Origin of the sequence: Ensifer sp. Root954 (assembly GCF_001429005.1) — a bacterium.
In the GTDB taxonomy this organism is placed as follows: domain Bacteria; phylum Pseudomonadota; class Alphaproteobacteria; order Rhizobiales; family Rhizobiaceae; genus Ensifer; species Ensifer adhaerens.
In genome coordinates, this window is sequence record NZ_LMJM01000014.1 from 268708 (window position 1) to 285123 (window position 16416).

The 16416-nt window shown below is 62.9% G+C and carries 18 protein-coding genes; 4 read left to right on the forward strand and 14 right to left on the reverse strand.

Features of this window, described 5'->3' with window-relative positions:
* Window positions 1-43: 43 nt before the first annotated feature.
* The 14 genes from lipA to ASE71_RS08610 all read right to left on the reverse strand — a co-directional run bounded on the left by lipA (window position 44) and on the right by ASE71_RS08610 (window position 13125).
* Window positions 44-1015 carry a lipoyl synthase gene (gene lipA / locus ASE71_RS08550; protein ID WP_034795803.1) on the reverse strand — a complete coding sequence of 324 codons (972 nt, stop codon included), beginning with the start codon at window positions 1013-1015 and terminating at the stop codon, window positions 44-46.
* Between the two features lie 131 nt (window positions 1016-1146).
* Window positions 1147-1398: a GlsB/YeaQ/YmgE family stress response membrane protein gene (locus ASE71_RS08555; protein WP_034795805.1), complete on the reverse strand. Its 252-nt coding sequence runs from the start codon at window positions 1396-1398 to the stop codon at window positions 1147-1149.
* Window positions 1399-1472: 74 nt separating this feature from the next.
* On the reverse strand, window positions 1473-2918 hold the full coding sequence (gene lpdA, locus ASE71_RS08560; protein ID WP_034795808.1) for a dihydrolipoyl dehydrogenase: 1446 nt from the start codon (window positions 2916-2918) through the stop codon (window positions 1473-1475).
* 18 nt (window positions 2919-2936) lie between these two features.
* Window positions 2937-3518, reverse strand: coding sequence for a GNAT family N-acetyltransferase (locus ASE71_RS08565; protein ID WP_060516913.1), 582 nt, complete (start codon window positions 3516-3518; stop codon window positions 2937-2939).
* A gap of 2 nt (window positions 3519-3520) precedes the next feature.
* The gene (locus ASE71_RS08570) at window positions 3521-4162 is read right to left on the reverse strand and encodes an SGNH/GDSL hydrolase family protein (RefSeq protein WP_034795815.1); all 642 of its coding nucleotides are present in this window, start codon (window positions 4160-4162) and stop codon (window positions 3521-3523) included.
* 66 nt (window positions 4163-4228) lie between these two features.
* Window positions 4229-5566 carry a pyruvate dehydrogenase complex dihydrolipoamide acetyltransferase gene (locus tag ASE71_RS08575; protein ID WP_060516910.1) on the reverse strand — a complete coding sequence of 446 codons (1338 nt, stop codon included), beginning with the start codon at window positions 5564-5566 and terminating at the stop codon, window positions 4229-4231.
* A 15-nt stretch (window positions 5567-5581) separates the two neighbouring features.
* A complete protein-coding gene (locus ASE71_RS08580; protein WP_060516909.1) occupies window positions 5582-6952 on the reverse strand; it encodes a pyruvate dehydrogenase complex E1 component subunit beta in 1371 nt (456 codons plus the stop codon).
* A 17-nt stretch (window positions 6953-6969) separates the two neighbouring features.
* A complete protein-coding gene (gene pdhA / locus ASE71_RS08585) occupies window positions 6970-8016 on the reverse strand; it encodes a pyruvate dehydrogenase (acetyl-transferring) E1 component subunit alpha (protein ID WP_034795824.1) in 1047 nt (348 codons plus the stop codon).
* Window positions 8017-8152: 136 nt separating this feature from the next.
* Window positions 8153-8473 carry an FtsB family cell division protein gene (locus ASE71_RS08590; protein WP_034795840.1) on the reverse strand — a complete coding sequence of 107 codons (321 nt, stop codon included), beginning with the start codon at window positions 8471-8473 and terminating at the stop codon, window positions 8153-8155.
* A 146-nt stretch (window positions 8474-8619) separates the two neighbouring features.
* Window positions 8620-9894, reverse strand: a complete 1275-nt coding sequence (gene eno, locus ASE71_RS08595) for a phosphopyruvate hydratase (protein WP_060516907.1) — start codon at window positions 9892-9894, stop codon at window positions 8620-8622.
* A 137-nt stretch (window positions 9895-10031) separates the two neighbouring features.
* Entirely contained in the window at window positions 10032-10874 is an 843-nt protein-coding gene (gene kdsA / locus ASE71_RS08600; protein ID WP_034795847.1) for a 3-deoxy-8-phosphooctulonate synthase, read from the reverse strand.
* Entirely contained in the window at window positions 10874-11764 is an 891-nt protein-coding gene (locus tag ASE71_RS08605) for a VOC family protein (RefSeq protein ID WP_060516905.1), read from the reverse strand. The genes kdsA and ASE71_RS08605 overlap by 1 nt, the downstream gene beginning before the upstream one ends.
* Window positions 11765-11945: 181 nt before the next feature.
* Window positions 11946-12116, reverse strand: coding sequence for a hypothetical protein (locus tag ASE71_RS35675; RefSeq protein WP_156134117.1), 171 nt, complete (start codon window positions 12114-12116; stop codon window positions 11946-11948).
* 196 nt (window positions 12117-12312) lie between these two features.
* Window positions 12313-13125: a class I SAM-dependent methyltransferase gene (locus ASE71_RS08610; protein WP_060516903.1), complete on the reverse strand. Its 813-nt coding sequence runs from the start codon at window positions 13123-13125 to the stop codon at window positions 12313-12315.
* A gap of 534 nt (window positions 13126-13659) precedes the next feature.
* Between ASE71_RS08610 and ASE71_RS08615 the strand changes: the two genes are divergently transcribed.
* The 4 genes from ASE71_RS08615 to ASE71_RS08630 are packed head-to-tail and all read left to right on the forward strand — an operon-like array spanning window position 13660 to window position 16286.
* Window positions 13660-14304: a lysophospholipid acyltransferase family protein gene (locus ASE71_RS08615; protein WP_060517392.1), complete on the forward strand. Its 645-nt coding sequence runs from the start codon at window positions 13660-13662 to the stop codon at window positions 14302-14304.
* Complete coding sequence (locus tag ASE71_RS08620; protein ID WP_034795857.1) at window positions 14301-15251, forward strand: phosphatidate cytidylyltransferase; 951 nt, start codon at window positions 14301-14303, stop codon at window positions 15249-15251. The genes ASE71_RS08615 and ASE71_RS08620 overlap by 4 nt, the downstream gene beginning before the upstream one ends.
* Complete coding sequence (locus ASE71_RS08625; protein WP_060516901.1) at window positions 15248-15646, forward strand: hypothetical protein; 399 nt, start codon at window positions 15248-15250, stop codon at window positions 15644-15646. The genes ASE71_RS08620 and ASE71_RS08625 overlap by 4 nt, the downstream gene beginning before the upstream one ends.
* The gene (locus ASE71_RS08630) at window positions 15630-16286 is read left to right on the forward strand and encodes a CDP-alcohol phosphatidyltransferase family protein (protein ID WP_060516899.1); all 657 of its coding nucleotides are present in this window, start codon (window positions 15630-15632) and stop codon (window positions 16284-16286) included. Before ASE71_RS08625 ends, ASE71_RS08630 begins: the two co-directional genes overlap by 17 nt.
* Window positions 16287-16416 lie beyond the last annotated feature (130 nt).

Consider the following 16416-nt stretch of genomic DNA (forward strand, 5'->3'; position numbering starts at 1 on the left):
GCTCGGGGCCGGAGTTTCGGTATTTTTTTGAGCGGCCGAGCCGTCAGCCTGCCACGGCCGCCAGCTTCTTTTCGCGGGCTGCACGCAGCCGCGCAAAGTCGTCGCCGGCGTGGTGCGACGAGCGCGTCAGCGGGCTCGACGACACCATCAGGAAGCCCTTGGTGTAGGCGACAGTCTCGTAGGACTTGAACTCCTCGGGCGTGACGAACGCTTCGACCTTGTGGTGCTTGCGCGTCGGCTGCAGGTATTGGCCGATCGTCAGGAAGTCGACATCGGCGGTCCTCAGGTCGTCCATCAACTGCAGCACTTCGTTGCGCTCTTCGCCGAGGCCGACCATGATGCCGGACTTGGTGAACATGGTCGGGTCCAGTTCCTTCACGCGCTGCAGCAGGCGGACGGAGTGGAAGTAGCGCGCACCGGGGCGGACCGTCAGGTAGTTGCCGGGAACCGTTTCCATATTGTGGTTGAAGACGTCGGGCTTGGCGGCAACGACGCGCTCCAGAGCGCCCGGCTTCTTCAGGAAGTCCGGCGTCAGGATCTCGATGGTCGTCGTCGGCGAGGCCTCGCGGATCGCCCAGATGACCTTCTCGAAATGTTCGGCGCCGCCATCTTCCAGATCGTCACGGTCGACCGAAGTGATGACGACGTGGCTGAGGCCCATCTGCTTGACGGCCTTGGCGATGTTGGCCGGCTCTTCCATGTCGAGCGCATTCGGCTTCCCGGTCGCGACGTTGCAGAAGGCGCAGGCGCGGGTACAGATCTCGCCCATGATCATGAACGTGGCGTGCTTCTTGTCCCAGCATTCGCCGATGTTCGGGCAACCGGCTTCCTCGCACACGGTCACGAGCTTGTGCGAACGCACCAGCTCGCGCGTCTCCTGGTAGCCCTTGGACATCGGCGCCTTGACGCGGATCCACTCCGGCTTGCGCATCACTTCCGTGTCGGGCTTGTGGGCCTTTTCCGGGTGGCGGACGCGTTGCGCCCGGTCAGAGACGGCATCGAACACCGTTACCATACTGTCTTCCTCGTCGCGGCGGATCCGGCATCAGGCCGGATGACCCATTTTCGCTCTATATAGACGGCCCGACCGGAAATGTCAGGCCGTCTATTTTCGAAGCCCGACGGAAGCGCAGATGGCCCGACGGACTATCGTTTCACGACCCGACCAGCGGCGATCAACAGGCATGCGCCGATGAAGCCGATGATCAGGTAGGCGACCCAGCCGGCATAGGCCATGCCGAAGGCCGCCAGGACGAAATTCAGCACCACCGCACCGATGATGCCGAGCACTATGTTCATGATCAGCCCCATGCTGCTGCCCATGAACTTCTCCGCGAGCCACCCGGCCAAACCGCCGACGATGATCGCAGCCAAAATACCGACGCCGTTCACGCTCATTTTGGTCTCCGTGCATTGAAAATGCGCCCATTATCAATGCCAAAGCTACACCAAAAGCGCCGGCGCCGAAACCATCAGGCGTTGAGCGCGCGGCCGTAGGCGTCGAGCACGCTTTCCTTCATCGTCTCGGAGATCGTCGGATGCGGGAAGATCGTGTGCATCAGATCTTCTTCGGTCGTCTCGAGGTTCATCGCGACGACGAAGCCCTGGATCAGTTCGGTGACTTCCGCACCGACCATGTGGGCGCCCAAGAGTTCGCCGGTCTTCTTGTCGAAGATCGTCTTGACCATGCCCTGGTCCTCGCCGAGCGCGATCGCCTTGCCGTTGGCAACGAAGGGGAAACGGCCGACGCGGATGTCGCGTCCGAGTTCCTTGGCCTTGGCTTCCGTAAGGCCGACGGAGGCGACCTGCGGGTGGCAATAGGTGCAGCCCGGGATCTTCAGCTTGTCCATCGGGTGGACGTTCGGCAGGCCAGCGATCTTTTCGACGCAGATGACGGCCTCATGCTCGGCCTTGTGGGCGAGCATCGGCGGTCCGGCGACGTCGCCGATCGCGTAGACGCCGGGAACGTTGGTCTTGCCGTAGCCGTCGATGACGATGCAGCCGCGGTCGGTCTTGACCCCGAGCGTTTCGAGGCCGAGGTTCTCGATGTTGCCCTGAACGCCGACGGCCGAGATCATGCGGTCAGCGGTGATCTTCTCGACCTTGCCGTCCTTCATCTCGACATGGGCGGTGATCGAGTTGGCAGCCTTCTCGACCTTCGTCACCTTGGCCTGGAGATGGATCTTCATGCCTTGCTTTTCGAACTGCTTCTTGGCGATGTTCGAAATCTCGGCATCTTCGACCGGCATCACGTTCGGCATCACTTCGACGACCGTCACGTCCACACCCATGGTGCGGTAGAAGGAGGCGAATTCGATGCCGATCGCGCCCGAGCCCATGACCAGCAGCGACTTCGGCATTTCCTCAGGCTTCATCGCCTCGAAGTAGGTCCAGATCAGCTTGCCATCGGGCTCGATGCCCGGCAGCGCGCGTGGGCGGGCGCCGGTCGCGATGATGATATGCTTGGCGGTGTAGGTGCCCTCGCCCTTGGTGTTCTTCGGCAGCGGCGCCTGCGGCTGGACGACCGGCTTCGTCGACTTGCCGACGACGATTTCGCCGGGCTTCGTGAGCTTGGCTTCACCCCAGATCACATCGACCTTGTTCTTCTTCATCAGGAAGCCGACGCCGCCATTCATGCGCTCGGCAATGCCGCGCGAGCGTGCAACGATCGCCTTCAGGTCCGGCGTCACGGTGCCTTCGATCTTGATGCCATAGCTGCCCGGGTGCTGGGCGTAGTGCAGAACTTCGGCGGAGCGCAGCAGCGCCTTGGTCGGGATGCAGCCCCAGTTGGAGCAGATGCCGGCCAGGTGCTCGCGCTCGACGACCGCGGTCTTGAGACCCAACTGTGCCGCACGAATGGCGGCGATATAGCCCCCCGGACCCGAACCGATGACGATGACGTCGTAATTCTCAGCCATGTGTTTCCTGCCTTTGTCTCAAGCGACCTTGCGGGTGAAGAGCACCCAGTCGTGTTTCTTGCTTTCCTCAAAGAGCGGAACCGCCTCGGCGCGCGCTGCCTCGCCGAAACCGTTTGCCCTGTATAGTGCCTGAGCCCAGCCGTTGTGGCTCTCGGTGATCAGGCTCACCGGCGCCGATCCGGCGCGTTCGAATTCCTTTGCCAGAAGCGCCTTGCCGATCCCCCGGCCGCGCTGATGGCGATAGACGCCCAGGCTCTCTATGAACCAGTGCCCGACGATTTGCCGCTGCAGCGCCAGCAGGGGCTCGAGAACCGGGTGCCCGGCAACAATCTCAGCCGCTTCCGGCCCGACCCCATAGCCGAGCGACAGTCCGGCAACCTCGTCATCGACCTCGGCAACCAGCGCATCACGCCAGTTCCCCGGACCCGGCTCTTCGCGCAGCTTGTTGCGCCCGCGCTCAAAAGCCGTATCCGTCACCCCATGCTGGACGGCGCCGTACCAGAGCCAGGAGGCAAAGCCATGCGCGGCGATATCGACGAGGATGGCGAGTTCCGCCGCCTCACGTCTTTCGGCCGGACGTATGGTGACGCCCCCGACCATTCTCAGACCCCGAGCATCATCCGCACGACCGGTTCCAGACCCCGGCCTATCGCACGCGTGTTTTCCGCATCGAGATGCACGCCATCGAGCGGCGTCGTCACCGCCACAGATCCGGCATCGAAGAAGCCGCAATCGAGTTCGTCGGCGAGATCGCGGTAAAGGGGCGCCAGCATCGAAGACTGCTCGATGCCGCCTGCGAACATTGCGGCAAAGCCGGCGTCGGCGGTTTCGCAAAGCACCGGCGGCGACACGATCAGGATCTCCGGGCCGTCCTCACTCTCAACCGGCCAATCGTGCCGGCGCACCAGATTGACCAGCCGCTCGACGCCCTTGACGGCGCCGAAGGCGGTTCCGTGGATCACCGGCTTCATGTCATTTGCGCCGAGAAGAAGAATGATGAGATCGAGCGGCGCGTGGCTGTGCAGCAGCGTCGGCAGCACCTTCGCACCATTGCGGTCGCAATCGGCGAGGTGATCGTCGTAGGCGGTCGTGCGGCCGTTCAGCCCCTCGGCGATGACCTGGACGTCCGGCCCCAACGCCTTCTGCAAGACACTCGGCCAGCGATCGGCAAGCGCATGTCGACCGCCATCGGTGGCATCGTAGCCCCAGGTCAGACTGTCGCCATAGCAGAGAACTGTTTTCATCGTCCGGGCCCGCCTTCGACTGCGCGAAAAGGAACGGACCGGCCCGAAGGCCGGTCCTCATCCAACTCAGACCAGCATGCCCATCGGGTTTTCGATGTAGCGCTTGAAGGCACCGAGCAGTTCGGCACCGAGCGCGCCATCGACGCAGCGATGGTCGGTCGAAAGCGTGACGGTCATGACGTTGGCGATGACCATCTGCTTGTTCTTGACGACGACGCGCTCCTCGCCGGCACCGACCGCGAGGATCGTGGCATGCGGCGGGTTGACGACGGCGGCGAAGTTCTTGACGCCCATCATGCCCATGTTGGAGACGGCAGTCGTGCCGCCCTGGTATTCTTCGGGCTTCAGCTTGCGGTCCTTGGCACGCTGGCCGAGGTCCTTCATCTCGTTGGAGATGGCCGACAGGCTCTTCAGTTCCGCCTGGCGGATGATCGGGGTGATCAGGCCGCCCGGGATCGACACGGCAACGCCGACATCGGCGTGCTTGTGCTTGACCATGTTGCTCTCGGTCCACGAGACGTTCGCGTTCGGAACATCGCGCAGTGCCAGCGCCAGAGCCTTGATGACCATGTCGTTGACGGAAAGCTTGTAGACCGGCTTGCCACCCTGCTCGGGAGCCGCTGCGTTGAGCTGCGCACGCAGTGCCAGCAGCGCGTCGAGTTCGCAGTCCACCGACACGTAGAAGTGCGGGATCGTCTGCTTGGATTCGACGAGACGCTTGGCGATCGTCTTGCGCATGCCGTCATGCGGCAGGAGTTCGTAGGAACCTGGCTCGAACAGCTTGAGAACGGCGTCTTCCGACATGCCCTTGGCAAGCGGTGCGGCTGCAGGAGCAGCAGCGCCGGCGGCCGGTGCGGCGGCGGACTTGGCAGCGCCACCGGAGACGGCGGCTTCGACGTCCTTCTTGACGACGCGGCCATGAGGACCGGTGCCGGCAACTGCCGACAGGTCAATGCCCGCGTCCTTTGCCAGGCGGCGTGCGAGCGGCGAGGAGAAGACGCGTGCGCCGCCCTCGGCCTTGGCCGGCTGGGCTGCAGCCGGTGCAGCGGCAGGAGCCGCAGCCGGAGCGCTCGGCGCTGCCGGTGCAGGCGCTTCGGCCTTGGCGGCGGGTGCCGGTGCTGCCGCGCCGTTGCCGCCCTTGGCGGCGGCGGCGACATCCTCGCCATCGGCGGCGAGAACGGCGATCAGCGCATTGACCTTGACGCCATCGGTGCCGGCGGGAACGACGATCTTGGCAACGGTGCCTTCGTCGACGGCCTCGACTTCCATCGTCGCCTTGTCGGTCTCGATCTCGGCAATCACGTCACCGGACTTGACCTTGTCGCCTTCCTTGACGAGCCACTTGGCCAGATTGCCTTCTTCCATCGTCGGCGAGAGGGCAGGCATTGTGATGTTGATAGGCATCGAAGGGCCCTCCCCTTATTTGTAGCAAACGGCTTTCACCGCATCGACAACCTCTGCGACGTTCGGAAGCGCGAGCTTCTCGAGGTTCGCGGCGTAAGGCATCGGCACATCCTTGCCGGCGATCGTCAGGATCGGGGCGTCAAGGTAGTCGAAGGCCTGCTGCATGACGCGGGTTGCGATCTCGGTGCCGACGGAAGACTGCGGGTAGCCTTCTTCGACGGTGACGAGGCGGCCGGTCTTCTTGACGGATTCGATGACCGTCGGCAGATCCATCGGACGGATGGTGCGCAGGTCGATCAGTTCGACATCGATGCCCTGGGCTTCGAGTTCGGCAACCGCCTTGACGGCGTAGGTCATGCCGATACCGAAGGAAACGATCGTTGCGTCCTTGCCGACCTTGTGGATACGGGCCTTGCCGATCGGCAGCACGAAATCGTCAAGCTTCGGCACTTCGAAGGAGTGACCGTAAAGGATTTCGTTTTCGAGGAAGATGACCGGGTTCGGATCGCGGATCGCCGCCTTCAGCAGGCCCTTGGCGTCGGCTGCCGTGTAGGGCATGACCACCTTGAGGCCAGGGATGTGGCTGTACCAGGCGGCGTAGCACTGCGAGTGCTGCGCGGCCACGCGGGCAGCCGCACCGCTCGGGCCGCGGAACACGATCGGCGCGCCCATCTGGCCGCCGGACATGTAGAGCGTCTTGGCGGCGGAGTTGATGATCTGGTCGATCGCCTGCATGGCGAAGTTGAAGGTCATGAACTCGACGATCGGGCGCAGCCCGGTCATGGCAGCGCCGACGCCGACGCCGGCAAAGCCGTGCTCGGTGATCGGTGTGTCGATGACGCGACGGGCGCCGAATTCCTGCAGCAGGCCCTGGGTAATCTTGTAGGCGCCCTGATATTCGGCGACCTCTTCACCCATGACGAAGACGTCGTCGCTGGCGCGCATTTCTTCGGCCATGGCGTCGCGAAGTGCTTCGCGAACGGTCATCGTCACCATTTCGGTGCCGGCAGGGATCGCCGGATCAGCAGCGACTTCGACCTTCGGCTGGGCTGCAACCGGAGCCGGCGCGGAAGCGGCCGGCGCTTCAGCAGCGGCTGCCTTCGGCGCTTCGGCCTTCGGAGCGGCGATGTCGCCAGCGCCTTCGCCGTCCTGCAGCAGCACGGCGATCGGGGTGTTGACCTTGACGCCTTCGGTGCCGGCAGCAATCAAGAGCTTGCCGATCGTGCCTTCATCGACGGCTTCGACTTCCATCGTTGCCTTATCGGTCTCGATTTCGGCAATGACGTCGCCGGAGGACACCTTGTCGCCCTCGTTCTTCAGCCATTTCGAGAGCGTGCCTTCCTCCATGGTCGGGGAAAGGGCGGGCATAAGAATTTCTACTGGCATGTTTGTCCCTCCCCGGATCAAAGCAGGATGTCGGTGTAGAGCTCGGATGCATCCGGCTCCGGATCGGCCTGGGCAAAATCGGCGCTGTCGGCAACGATGTCACGGACTTCCTTGTCGATCTGCTTCAGCTCATCCTCGTTCGCCCAACCCTTTTCGGTCAGACGCGCCTTCACCTGCTCGATCGGGTCATGCTCCGAGCGCATCTTCTGCACTTCGTCCTTCGAGCGGTACTTCGCCGGGTCGGACATCGAGTGACCGCGGTAGCGATAGGTCTGCATCTCAAGGATGATCGGACCCTTGCCCGAGCGGCAATGCTCGACCGCCTCGTCGCCGGCGGCCTTGACCGCGCGCACGTCCATGCCGTCGACCTGGAAGCCCGGAATGTTGAAGGAGACGCCACGCTGCGAGAAGTCGGTCTGTGCCGAAGCCCGCGAAACGGAAGTACCCATGGCGTAGCGGTTGTTCTCGATCACGTAGATCACCGGCAGCTTCCAGAGCTGCGCCATGTTGAAGCTTTCGTAGACCTGGCCCTGGTTGGCAGCGCCGTCACCGAAATAGGCAACGGACACATTGTCGTTGCCGCGATAGCGGTTGGCAAAAGCAAGACCGGTGCCGAGCGACACCTGGGCGCCGACGATGCCGTGGCCGCCATAGAAGTGCTTTTCCTTGGAGAACATGTGCATCGAGCCGCCCTTCCCCTTGGAAAGACCGCTGCGACGACCGGTGAGTTCGGCCATGACGCCGCGGGCGCTCATGCCGCAGGCCAGCATGTGGCCATGATCACGGTAGGCGGTGATGACCTGGTCGCCTTCCTTCAGCGCCATCTGCATGCCGACGACAACGGCTTCCTGGCCGATGTAGAGGTGACAGAAGCCGCCGATGAAGCCCATGCCATAGAGCTGGCCGGCCTTTTCCTCGAAACGCCGGATCAGCAGCATCTCGCGGTAGGCACTCAGATCTTCCTGTTTGGAGAAGTCGGCGAACGTGCCGCCGTTGAAGTCTTTCTTCGCCGGCTTTGCGGCACTCTTGCGGCTGGAAACGGACGCGGATTTTCGCGGAGCCATTCGTTCCTCCCAATGGTTAGCCTTTTGCGGTTACCATAGGGAAAGAAAGCAGACACAGCAATGCCATATTTGCATGGCTCGCATTCCGTACAAATGATTGATTTTACTTCACAAATTCCAATTAACTGAATTCAGGTTAATTTGCGGCACGGTGGAAAATAACGATCTCGTCACTTCGCGACATGTTCAGCGCGAGGCGAGCCTTTTCATCCAGCATGTCCCGTTCCAGCGACCCATCACTCATCAGCTGAACCTCCTTTTCGAGGATCATTCGCTGCTTCGTGAGCTTATCCAGCCGCGCCTGCCGCTCGACGATCTGACGATCGAATTGCTCGGTCGCCTTCAGGCCATAGCCGCCGTGAATGGAATGATAGCCGAAGTAGGAGAGAAAGGCGACCGCGATCAGCGGCATCACCAGCCGACCCAGTTTCCGTTTCTTATGATGCCGTGTCCACATGCATTCCCGCCCTGATACGCAGTACGGCAATCAGATTAGCGTCGATTGATTAACCGACCGTTGACCATGAACGGCAGGAAAATAGAAACCCGCCCACACGGGGCCGTGTGGGCGGGCTCAGTCTTCAGACAAAAATCAGGCGGCGATCAGCCACGCAGGATCGAGCGGCCGGCGTACTTGGCCTGCACGCCGAGCTGCTCTTCGATGCGGATCAGCTGATTGTACTTGGCGAGCCGGTCCGAACGGGCGAGCGAGCCGGTCTTGATCTGGCCGCAGTTGGTGGCAACCGCGAGATCGGCGATCGTCGCATCTTCGGTTTCGCCCGAGCGGTGCGACATGACGGCGGTGTAGCGCGCCTTGTGCGCGGTCTCGACGGCGTCGAGCGTTTCCGACAGCGAACCGATCTGGTTGACCTTGACGAGGATCGAGTTGGCAACGCCCATCTTGATGCCGTCCCGCAGGCGCGCAGAGTTGGTGACGAACAGGTCGTCGCCGACGAGCTGGCACTTGTTGCCGATGAGGTCGGTCACAGCCTTCCAGCCGTCCCAGTCGTCTTCGGCCATGCCGTCTTCGATCGAGAAGATCGGGTACTTGGCGGCGAGTTCCGCCAGGTATTCAGCCATGGCACCCGGCTCCAGCGTGCGGCCTTCGCCCTCGAGCACATACTTGCCGTCCTTGAAGAATTCGGTTGCGGCGCAATCGAGCGCGATGAACATGTCTTCGCCCGGCTTGTAGCCAGCCTTCTCGATCGACTTCATGATGAAGTCGAGCGCTGCCGGAGCGGACGCGAGACCCGGCGCGAAGCCGCCTTCGTCGCCGACATTGGTGTTGTGGCCGTCGGCTGCAAGCTGCTTCTTCAGCGTGTGGAACACTTCCGAGCCCATGCGAACCGCATCACGCATCGTGTCAGCGCCAACCGGAACGATCATGAACTCCTGGAAGTCGATCGGGTTGTCGGCGTGCGCGCCACCGTTGATGATGTTCATCATCGGAACCGGGAGCACGTGGGCGTTCGGACCACCGACGTAACGGTAGAGCGGCAGGCCGGCAGCTTCGGCGGCAGCCTTGGAAACGGCAAGCGAAACGCCGAGAATGGCGTTGGCGCCGAGGCGCGACTTGTTCGCCGTGCCGTCGAGCTCGATCATGGTCTTGTCGATCTGGATCTGGTTCTCGGCATCGAGACCGCCGATCGCTTCGAAGATCTCGCCGTTGACGGCTTCGACGGCACGTTCGACGCCCTTGCCGAGGTAACGCGTACCACCATCGCGCAGCTCAACAGCCTCATGGGCACCGGTCGAGGCGCCCGACGGGACTGCCGCGCGGCCGAAGCTTCCGTCTTCCAGGTACACGTCGACCTCGACGGTCGGGTTGCCGCGGCTGTCCAGAATTTCTCGGCCGATGATGTCGATGATTGCAGTCATGATCTCTTCCCTGTTGAGGACGGTGGGTGGTCGGGGCCTGTCATACGCCAAGGCCTCGAAATTACAATGGCGCGCAATATGCAAAAACAACCGCGCCATTGCGGTTCATGAAAATTTCACGAAGCGTCGCGCGGGTCTCAGCCCTTGGCGATCGCGTCGAAAGCCAGCAGCTTTTCGAGCAGCCGCGGCATGTCCTTCAGATGCACCATGTTCGGGCCGTCCGAGGGCGCGTTGTCCGGGTCTTCGTGCGTCTCGACGAACACACCTGCGACGCCAACCGCCACGGCCGCACGCGCCAGGGTCTCGACGAATTCTCGTTGACCGCCCGAAGAGCCGCCCTGCCCGCCCGGCTGCTGAACCGAATGGGTCGCATCAAAGACGACCGGCGCGCCGAGCGAAGCCATGATCGGCAGCGAGCGCATGTCGGAGACCAGCGTGTTGTAGCCGAAGGAAGCGCCACGCTCGCAGAGCATGACATTGGGGTTGCCGCTCTCGGTGAACTTCGCCAACACGTTCTTCATGTCCCAGGGCGCCAGGAACTGGCCCTTCTTGACGTTGATCGCGCGGCCGGTCTTGGCGGCTGCGACCAGAAGATCGGTCTGGCGCGACAGGAAGGCCGGGATCTGCAGGATATCGACCGTCGGCGCGACCAGAGCACATTGCTCTTCGGTGTGCACGTCGGTCAGAACCGGAAAGCCGAATTCCCTTTTCAGGTCGGCGAAGATTTCCATCGCCTTGTCGAGACCGATGCCACGCTTGCCCGAAAGCGAGGTGCGGTTGGCCTTGTCGAAGGAGGACTTGTAGACGAGGCCGAGGCCGAGCTTGTTGCAGAGTTCTGAGAGCGCGCCCGCCATCATGAAGGCGTGTTCACGGCTCTCCATCTGGCAGGGGCCGGCGATCAGCGACAACTTCTCGGTCTGTGCGAAGGCGACCTGACGGGCGCCCTCACCGACAACGACTCTGGCATTGGTTTTCATCATCAAGCTCCAAACGCGAAGATCACCCCTTGCCCCGGCATTTCGGGGACAATGAGGCGCCCGCCCATTTCTGCAAATTCGATATCGTTCTCGGCAAAGAGCGCCCGCGTTGCCTCGAGATCGGCAACACGGAAGACGACCGCCCGTCCGCGAAGGCCCCGTTCGGCACCGCGCACCGAGCGACCGAAGAAGGCTTCCATGCCGGCGGCGTTCAGCACCGAGATCTTGGCGTTGGTGGTCGCGACGTCCATGCCGAAGGAATGCGCCGAAACCTCGCGCTCATCGACCGCTTCCTGCAGCAGATACTGGAAATCAGTCGGATTGGCTTCCGACAGCACCACTTCGCTTATGCCGATCACGCCGTTGTCGTGTCGCTCCAGCGCCGCCCGGTCGGTCGGGAGTGCGCGAACGCGCTGACAATTGAAAAGAAAGAGATCCGGCGCGCGCAGGTCCGCCGCAAAGGCAAGACGGAACGAGCCCAGTCCTTCGCGGCCATCGGGCAGCTTCATCGGCCGGGAAAACTCCAGCATGTCGCCGCCGGAGATGCCCCGCGCCCGAAAACGGATGTGGTCGCTCGCCGCATCCTCGGTGCCGAAGACCAGCGCCGAGAGGCCTTCCGGTCCCTGGCGGAAACGAAACGCCTGATCACGCGCCACAAAGGCGTTGCCGTCGAGTGCCGCCGCCTCGCACTCCTCGCGGGACGCTATGGCTAGCGGTTCGAGATAGGTGCCGTCGGCAAAGAAGACGCAGGCATTTTCGGTGCCGAAGGGATGGCGGGCATCGTCGGCGACGGTGAAGCCGAGATTGGAAAGCCGACGCCGCGCCTGGGTAAGCGTATCCACCGGCAGCACGAGGTGATCGAGCGGGCGGGTGGTGCGCTTGGAGAGGCTCATGGCGTGTTCCCTGATGGTTCGCCGCTGTTTGCAACTTTTGGCCGGCGAATGCAAGCCGGGTCACCGCCAGGGACCGGATCGGCCATCCGGCTTCGGGCCGTTGCCGCAAAAGTGAACCGTCCGCGGCCGGCTGCGCCCACCGCGGATTATGCCTGTCAGCGGGACACGAACCGCCGGAAGGTCAGTAGTAGCCCGGCGCCGTCGTGGCGTTCGCCGTGTTCCCCGCACCGAGACCGGGGGCGAACGTCTGGGGCTGCGTGTAGGATGTATTGGTCGAGGACGTCGAGGCACAACCCGAAAGCCCCAGCACGGCGACCGCCAAAGGCACGAACAACAAAGCGATGAAGCGCATACGGATTGACCCCTTTCCAGTTTCGCTGACGAACAGCAAAGTACGAAACCGATGCGTTGGCGAGTACGTAACAGTAACGCGAGGTAAAAAGGCGCTGCGGAAGCCGGGATCAACAACCGCAGCGCCTTCCGGCCGCTGCGATTGCCCTCGTTGCGTGCGAGCTTGCGGGCCCGAACAGAGCGCCGGGCCTGCCGCATCAGGGATGAAGATCGCTCTTGATGGCAAAGGTGGCGATGAAGGTCGGCACGAACCTGTCGATCAGGAAACGAGCCGACGGCTGCCAATCCTCGTGAAAGCCGGCCAACAGGAAACCGGCCTGCAGCTGCCCCTCGATCTGCGCAGAAAGGCTGTGTCCGAAGACCAGGGCCTCGCCCCGATCGACCTTGGCCTGCACGACATCGGGCGCGAGATGCTCCACCTCGGCAAAGGGGAGCCGGTAAGCCGGGCGGATAAGGCCCTTTTCCGCATGGGCCGGATCGCGGTCGCCGACGAAAACGATCGGATTGTAGAAGCTCGAAAGCAGCCGACCGCCGGTCTTCAGCACCCGGTGGCACTCCCGCCAGACCGGCTGGATGTCGGGAACATAGAGGTTCGAGATCGGATGAAAGACGATGTCGAAGGTTTCGTCCGCAAAGGTCGCGAGGTCCCGCATGTCGCCCTGCACGGTCAAAAGCGACAGCCCTTCGCGTTCGGCGACGCGCCGATCCTCTTCGAGCTGTCCCTCGGAGAGGTCGAAGACCGTAACGTCCGCACCGGCGGCGGCCAGGATCGGCGCCTGCTGCCCGCCGGCGGACGCCAGGCAGAGGATCTTCTTGCCCTTGACGTCGGGCAACCAGCCCACAGGCAGATCGCCGGGCGTCAGCCGCGCCCGCCACTGCCCTTTGCGGGCGTCGGCGATCAACTCGCGTGTGACCGGGCGGGACCATTCGCAGTCCTGGCTTGCCTGCCTGTCCCACGCCTGGCGATTGTGATCGATGATATCGAGATTGGAGGAGGAAATGTCTTGCATGTTCGGTCCCTGGAAACTTTGTCCTGATGTGACCGCTCACGAAGGCGAATGGAGATCGCAGGCAGAAATGCCCTAGCGTTCGTCCGTCGATGCGGATCGCAGCAATGCCATCGTCCATCCTCTTCGCAAGCGAAGTTGAGGCGATTCGGTTTTCACCGGGCATTACTGGCGCATTGGACGACGCTCCCCTTACTGGAAGCCGCAAGCTAGCGGCTAGGTTGCGGATGGTCAACGCGAACGGGGGCCAACGGCTGCGACGTGCCGCCGCAATGGTTTCTCCGGCATGGTGTCGACGAACGAATATCCGGCATGGTCTGCGCGTTATCATGTTGCGCATGATTTCAACCGCTTGAGAAGCCGTCACAATTGCGTAAAATTCGTCATTGCAGCCTGGAGTTATGCCGGGCAGCGGGCTGAGGGGCAGCATTTGATTATTGAGTCGCAAGACAAGAAACGCATCCGGGCACGGCCGAGTCACGCCAAAGGGCGCTTCGGCACACTGGCTCGGCTCCCAACCGGGCACAAAACCACATGATGCGCGAGATGATGGCCAAGCTGGCTTCCATCGCCATCATGATGTTTGCGCGGGCGCTGACGGCGGCGCGCGCCATCTGGCATGAGACCGGCCTGCCGCCGAAGCAGAGCATCTATTTCGCCAACCACTCCAGCCACGGCGATTTCGTGCTGATCTGGGCGGTCTTGCCGCCCTGGCTCAGGGAACGCGCGCGGCCGGTCGCAGGTGCCGAATACTGGCTGAAATCGAAGCTTTCGACCTTTATCGGCCGCGACGTCTTCGACGCGGTGCTGATCGAGCGCGACCCGGAAGCGCGCACGCAGGACCCGGTCGAGCAGATGACGGCCGTGCTCAACGACGGATCGTCGCTCATTCTCTTTCCCGAGGGAACGCGCAACCAGACCGAAGCGCGACTGCTGCCGTTCAAGAGCGGGCTCTATCACCTCGCCTGCAAGCGCCCGGACGTGGCGCTGGTTCCCGTCTGGATCAACAATCTCAACCGCGTCATGCCCAAGGGGGAGTTCGTGCCGATCCCGCTCATCTGCACCGTCAACTTCGGCGAACCGATGCGCCTCAAGGCGCAGGAGACGAAGGAAGAGTTTATCGCTCGCGCCGAGACCGCCCTGCTTTCGCTCGCGCCTTCATCGACGGATGACGGCGCATGAGCGCGGCCAGCCTGGACATGCTCAAGCTGCTCTTCGGCGTCGGCGGCGTTCTCGTGCTGGCGTCAAGCGTCGGCTACATGCTCAAGCAGAAGCTGTCGCCTGACGGGTCGAACGGCTCGATCGAGAACCTCAACGCCCGCATCAAGGCGTGGTGGGCAATGGTAGTGCTGATCGCCATCGCCTTCGTTGCCGGACGGGTCGGCGTGCTCCTGCTCTTTGCCTTCTGCTCGTTTGCGGCGCTGCGCGAGTTCATCACGCTCATCAACACGCGGCGCGGCGACCACTGGGCGATCGCCGGCGCCTTCTTCGTCGTCCTGCCGATCAACTACTTCCTGCTCTGGGCCGAGCAATACGGCATCTATTCGATCTTCGTGCCGGTCTACGCCTTCCTGCTAATGCCGATCGTCGCGGTTCTTCGCGGCGACACCCGCGACTTCCTGGTCCGGATCTCCGAGGTGCAATGGGCGCTGATGATCTGCGTCTTCTGCGCCTCGCACGTGCCGGCGCTGCTAACGCTGCAGATTCCGGGCTATGAGGGACGCAACGTGCTTCTCATCGCCTTCCTCGTCATCGTCGTTCAGTCGAGCGACGTGCTGCAATATGTCTGGGGCAAGCTCTTCGGCAAAACCAAGATCGCGCCAACCCTTTCGCCGTCGAAAACGGTCGAGGGTTTCGTCGGCGGCGTTGCGAGCGCAACGCTGATCGGCGCCTCGCTCTGGTGGATTACCCCGTTCACCCCGGCGCAAGCCGCGTTGATGTCGCTCATCATAACCCTGATGGGATTCTTCGGCGGGCTCGTCATGTCGGCGATCAAGCGGGACCGCGGCGTCAAGGACTGGGGCCATCTGATCGAAGGCCATGGCGGGCTGATCGACCGGCTCGATTCCGTCGTCTTCTCCGCGCCGATCTTCTTCCACCTGACGCGCTACTGGTGGTCGCTGACATGAGCGCGAAACTGAAGGGGCTGGCATCAAGCGGGGTCGTACATGTGGCCTTCGCCTTTTTCGCCATGGGCGGCTGGGCGCTTTTCGCCAACCGCCATCACCCCATGCCCAAGCCGCTTGTTGCCGGCCTCGTCCAGGGAACGCTTTCGGCGCTGCTTACCCTCTACCTCAAGACGGCGATCGATGCGCTTTCCAGGCGGTTCAACGGCGCCAGGCGCCTGGTTCTGCCACCGCTCTTCGCGTGCCTCGGCTCGTCTGCAATTCTGATCGCGATCCACGCCACCAGCGGCACGCCCGAGATCCTGAAAACGATTGCGCTGCCGCTCACGGTTTCGACCACCTACGCCGCCATCTACAACTATTCCATCAGCCGAGGCGAACATGACCGAGACCGGTGACCGCAGGCCGCTCGCGAGCCGCAACACCCGCTGGGCGCAGGCCACCGCGCGCCGCCTGGCATCGATGAACCTCACGCCAAACCGGATCTCGCAGGCAAGCATGCTGGCGGCCGCCCTTGCCGGCCTTTCCTTCTGGCTCACGGGCGAAAGCGAGGACGGCGTAAGGGCGAGCCTGTTCATCGCCGCCGCGCTCTTCTGCCAGTTGCGCCTGCTCTGCAACCTTTTCGATGGCATGGTCGCCGTCGAGGGTGGCAAGGGCGAGGCCGATGGTCCCTTCTGGAACGAGTTTCCCGATCGCATCGCCGACATCTTCATCTTCGTCGGCGCCGGATTTGCCATCGGCGTGCCGGCTCTCGGTTTTGCCGCGGCCACCTTCGGCGTGCTGACCGCCTATGTGCGCGAGCTCGGCCGTGCCAATGGAGCGCCGGGCGACTTCTCCGGCCCGATGGCCAAACAACACCGCATGGCGACGATGGCGCTGGCCGCCGTGGTGTCCGCCTTCGAAGGCCTCTGGCTCGGCGATGGCGAACTGCTGTGGATCGCGCTCCTTGCGATCTCGACTGGGGCTGTGCTTACGGCCCTTCTGCGCGCCCGTCGCCAGATTGCCTGGCTTCGGCAAAACGCTCCCCACAAAGGCTAAACACCCGCTTCACGCACCATGAACGAGGCCGCCGCAACATCGCGCGGCCCTCTTGACGTATGTCCATGCCAATTATTAGATTGATTAGTCTATTTATTAAATGCCACGCGTGTCGACGATGAACGAATGC

Coding starts and splice junctions, on each gene's coding strand:
- ASE71_RS08580 (WP_060516909.1), bottom strand. CDS start 6,952: ATGCCAGTAGAAATTCTTATGCCCGCCCTTTCCCCGACCATGGAGGAA.
- lpdA (WP_034795808.1), bottom strand. CDS start 2,918: ATGGCTGAGAATTACGACGTCATCGTCATCGGTTCGGGTCCGGGGGGC.
- pdhA (WP_034795824.1), bottom strand. CDS start 8,016: ATGGCTCCGCGAAAATCCGCGTCCGTTTCCAGCCGCAAGAGTGCCGCA.
- ASE71_RS08575 (WP_060516910.1), bottom strand. CDS start 5,566: ATGCCTATCAACATCACAATGCCTGCCCTCTCGCCGACGATGGAAGAA.
- ASE71_RS08620 (WP_034795857.1), top strand. CDS start 14,301: ATGAGCGCGGCCAGCCTGGACATGCTCAAGCTGCTCTTCGGCGTCGGC.
- ASE71_RS08555 (WP_034795805.1), bottom strand. CDS start 1,398: ATGAGCGTGAACGGCGTCGGTATTTTGGCTGCGATCATCGTCGGCGGT.
- lipA (WP_034795803.1), bottom strand. CDS start 1,015: ATGGTAACGGTGTTCGATGCCGTCTCTGACCGGGCGCAACGCGTCCGC.
- ASE71_RS08605 (WP_060516905.1), bottom strand. CDS start 11,764: ATGAGCCTCTCCAAGCGCACCACCCGCCCGCTCGATCACCTCGTGCTG.
- ASE71_RS08615 (WP_060517392.1), top strand. CDS start 13,660: ATGCGCGAGATGATGGCCAAGCTGGCTTCCATCGCCATCATGATGTTT.
- ASE71_RS08590 (WP_034795840.1), bottom strand. CDS start 8,473: ATGTGGACACGGCATCATAAGAAACGGAAACTGGGTCGGCTGGTGATG.
- ASE71_RS08625 (WP_060516901.1), top strand. CDS start 15,248: ATGAGCGCGAAACTGAAGGGGCTGGCATCAAGCGGGGTCGTACATGTG.
- ASE71_RS35675 (WP_156134117.1), bottom strand. CDS start 12,116: ATGCGCTTCATCGCTTTGTTGTTCGTGCCTTTGGCGGTCGCCGTGCTG.
- ASE71_RS08570 (WP_034795815.1), bottom strand. CDS start 4,162: ATGAAAACAGTTCTCTGCTATGGCGACAGTCTGACCTGGGGCTACGAT.
- kdsA (WP_034795847.1), bottom strand. CDS start 10,874: ATGATGAAAACCAATGCCAGAGTCGTTGTCGGTGAGGGCGCCCGTCAG.
- eno (WP_060516907.1), bottom strand. CDS start 9,894: ATGACTGCAATCATCGACATCATCGGCCGAGAAATTCTGGACAGCCGC.
- ASE71_RS08630 (WP_060516899.1), top strand. CDS start 15,630: ATGACCGAGACCGGTGACCGCAGGCCGCTCGCGAGCCGCAACACCCGC.
- ASE71_RS08610 (WP_060516903.1), bottom strand. CDS start 13,125: ATGCAAGACATTTCCTCCTCCAATCTCGATATCATCGATCACAATCGC.
- ASE71_RS08565 (WP_060516913.1), bottom strand. CDS start 3,518: ATGGTCGGGGGCGTCACCATACGTCCGGCCGAAAGACGTGAGGCGGCG.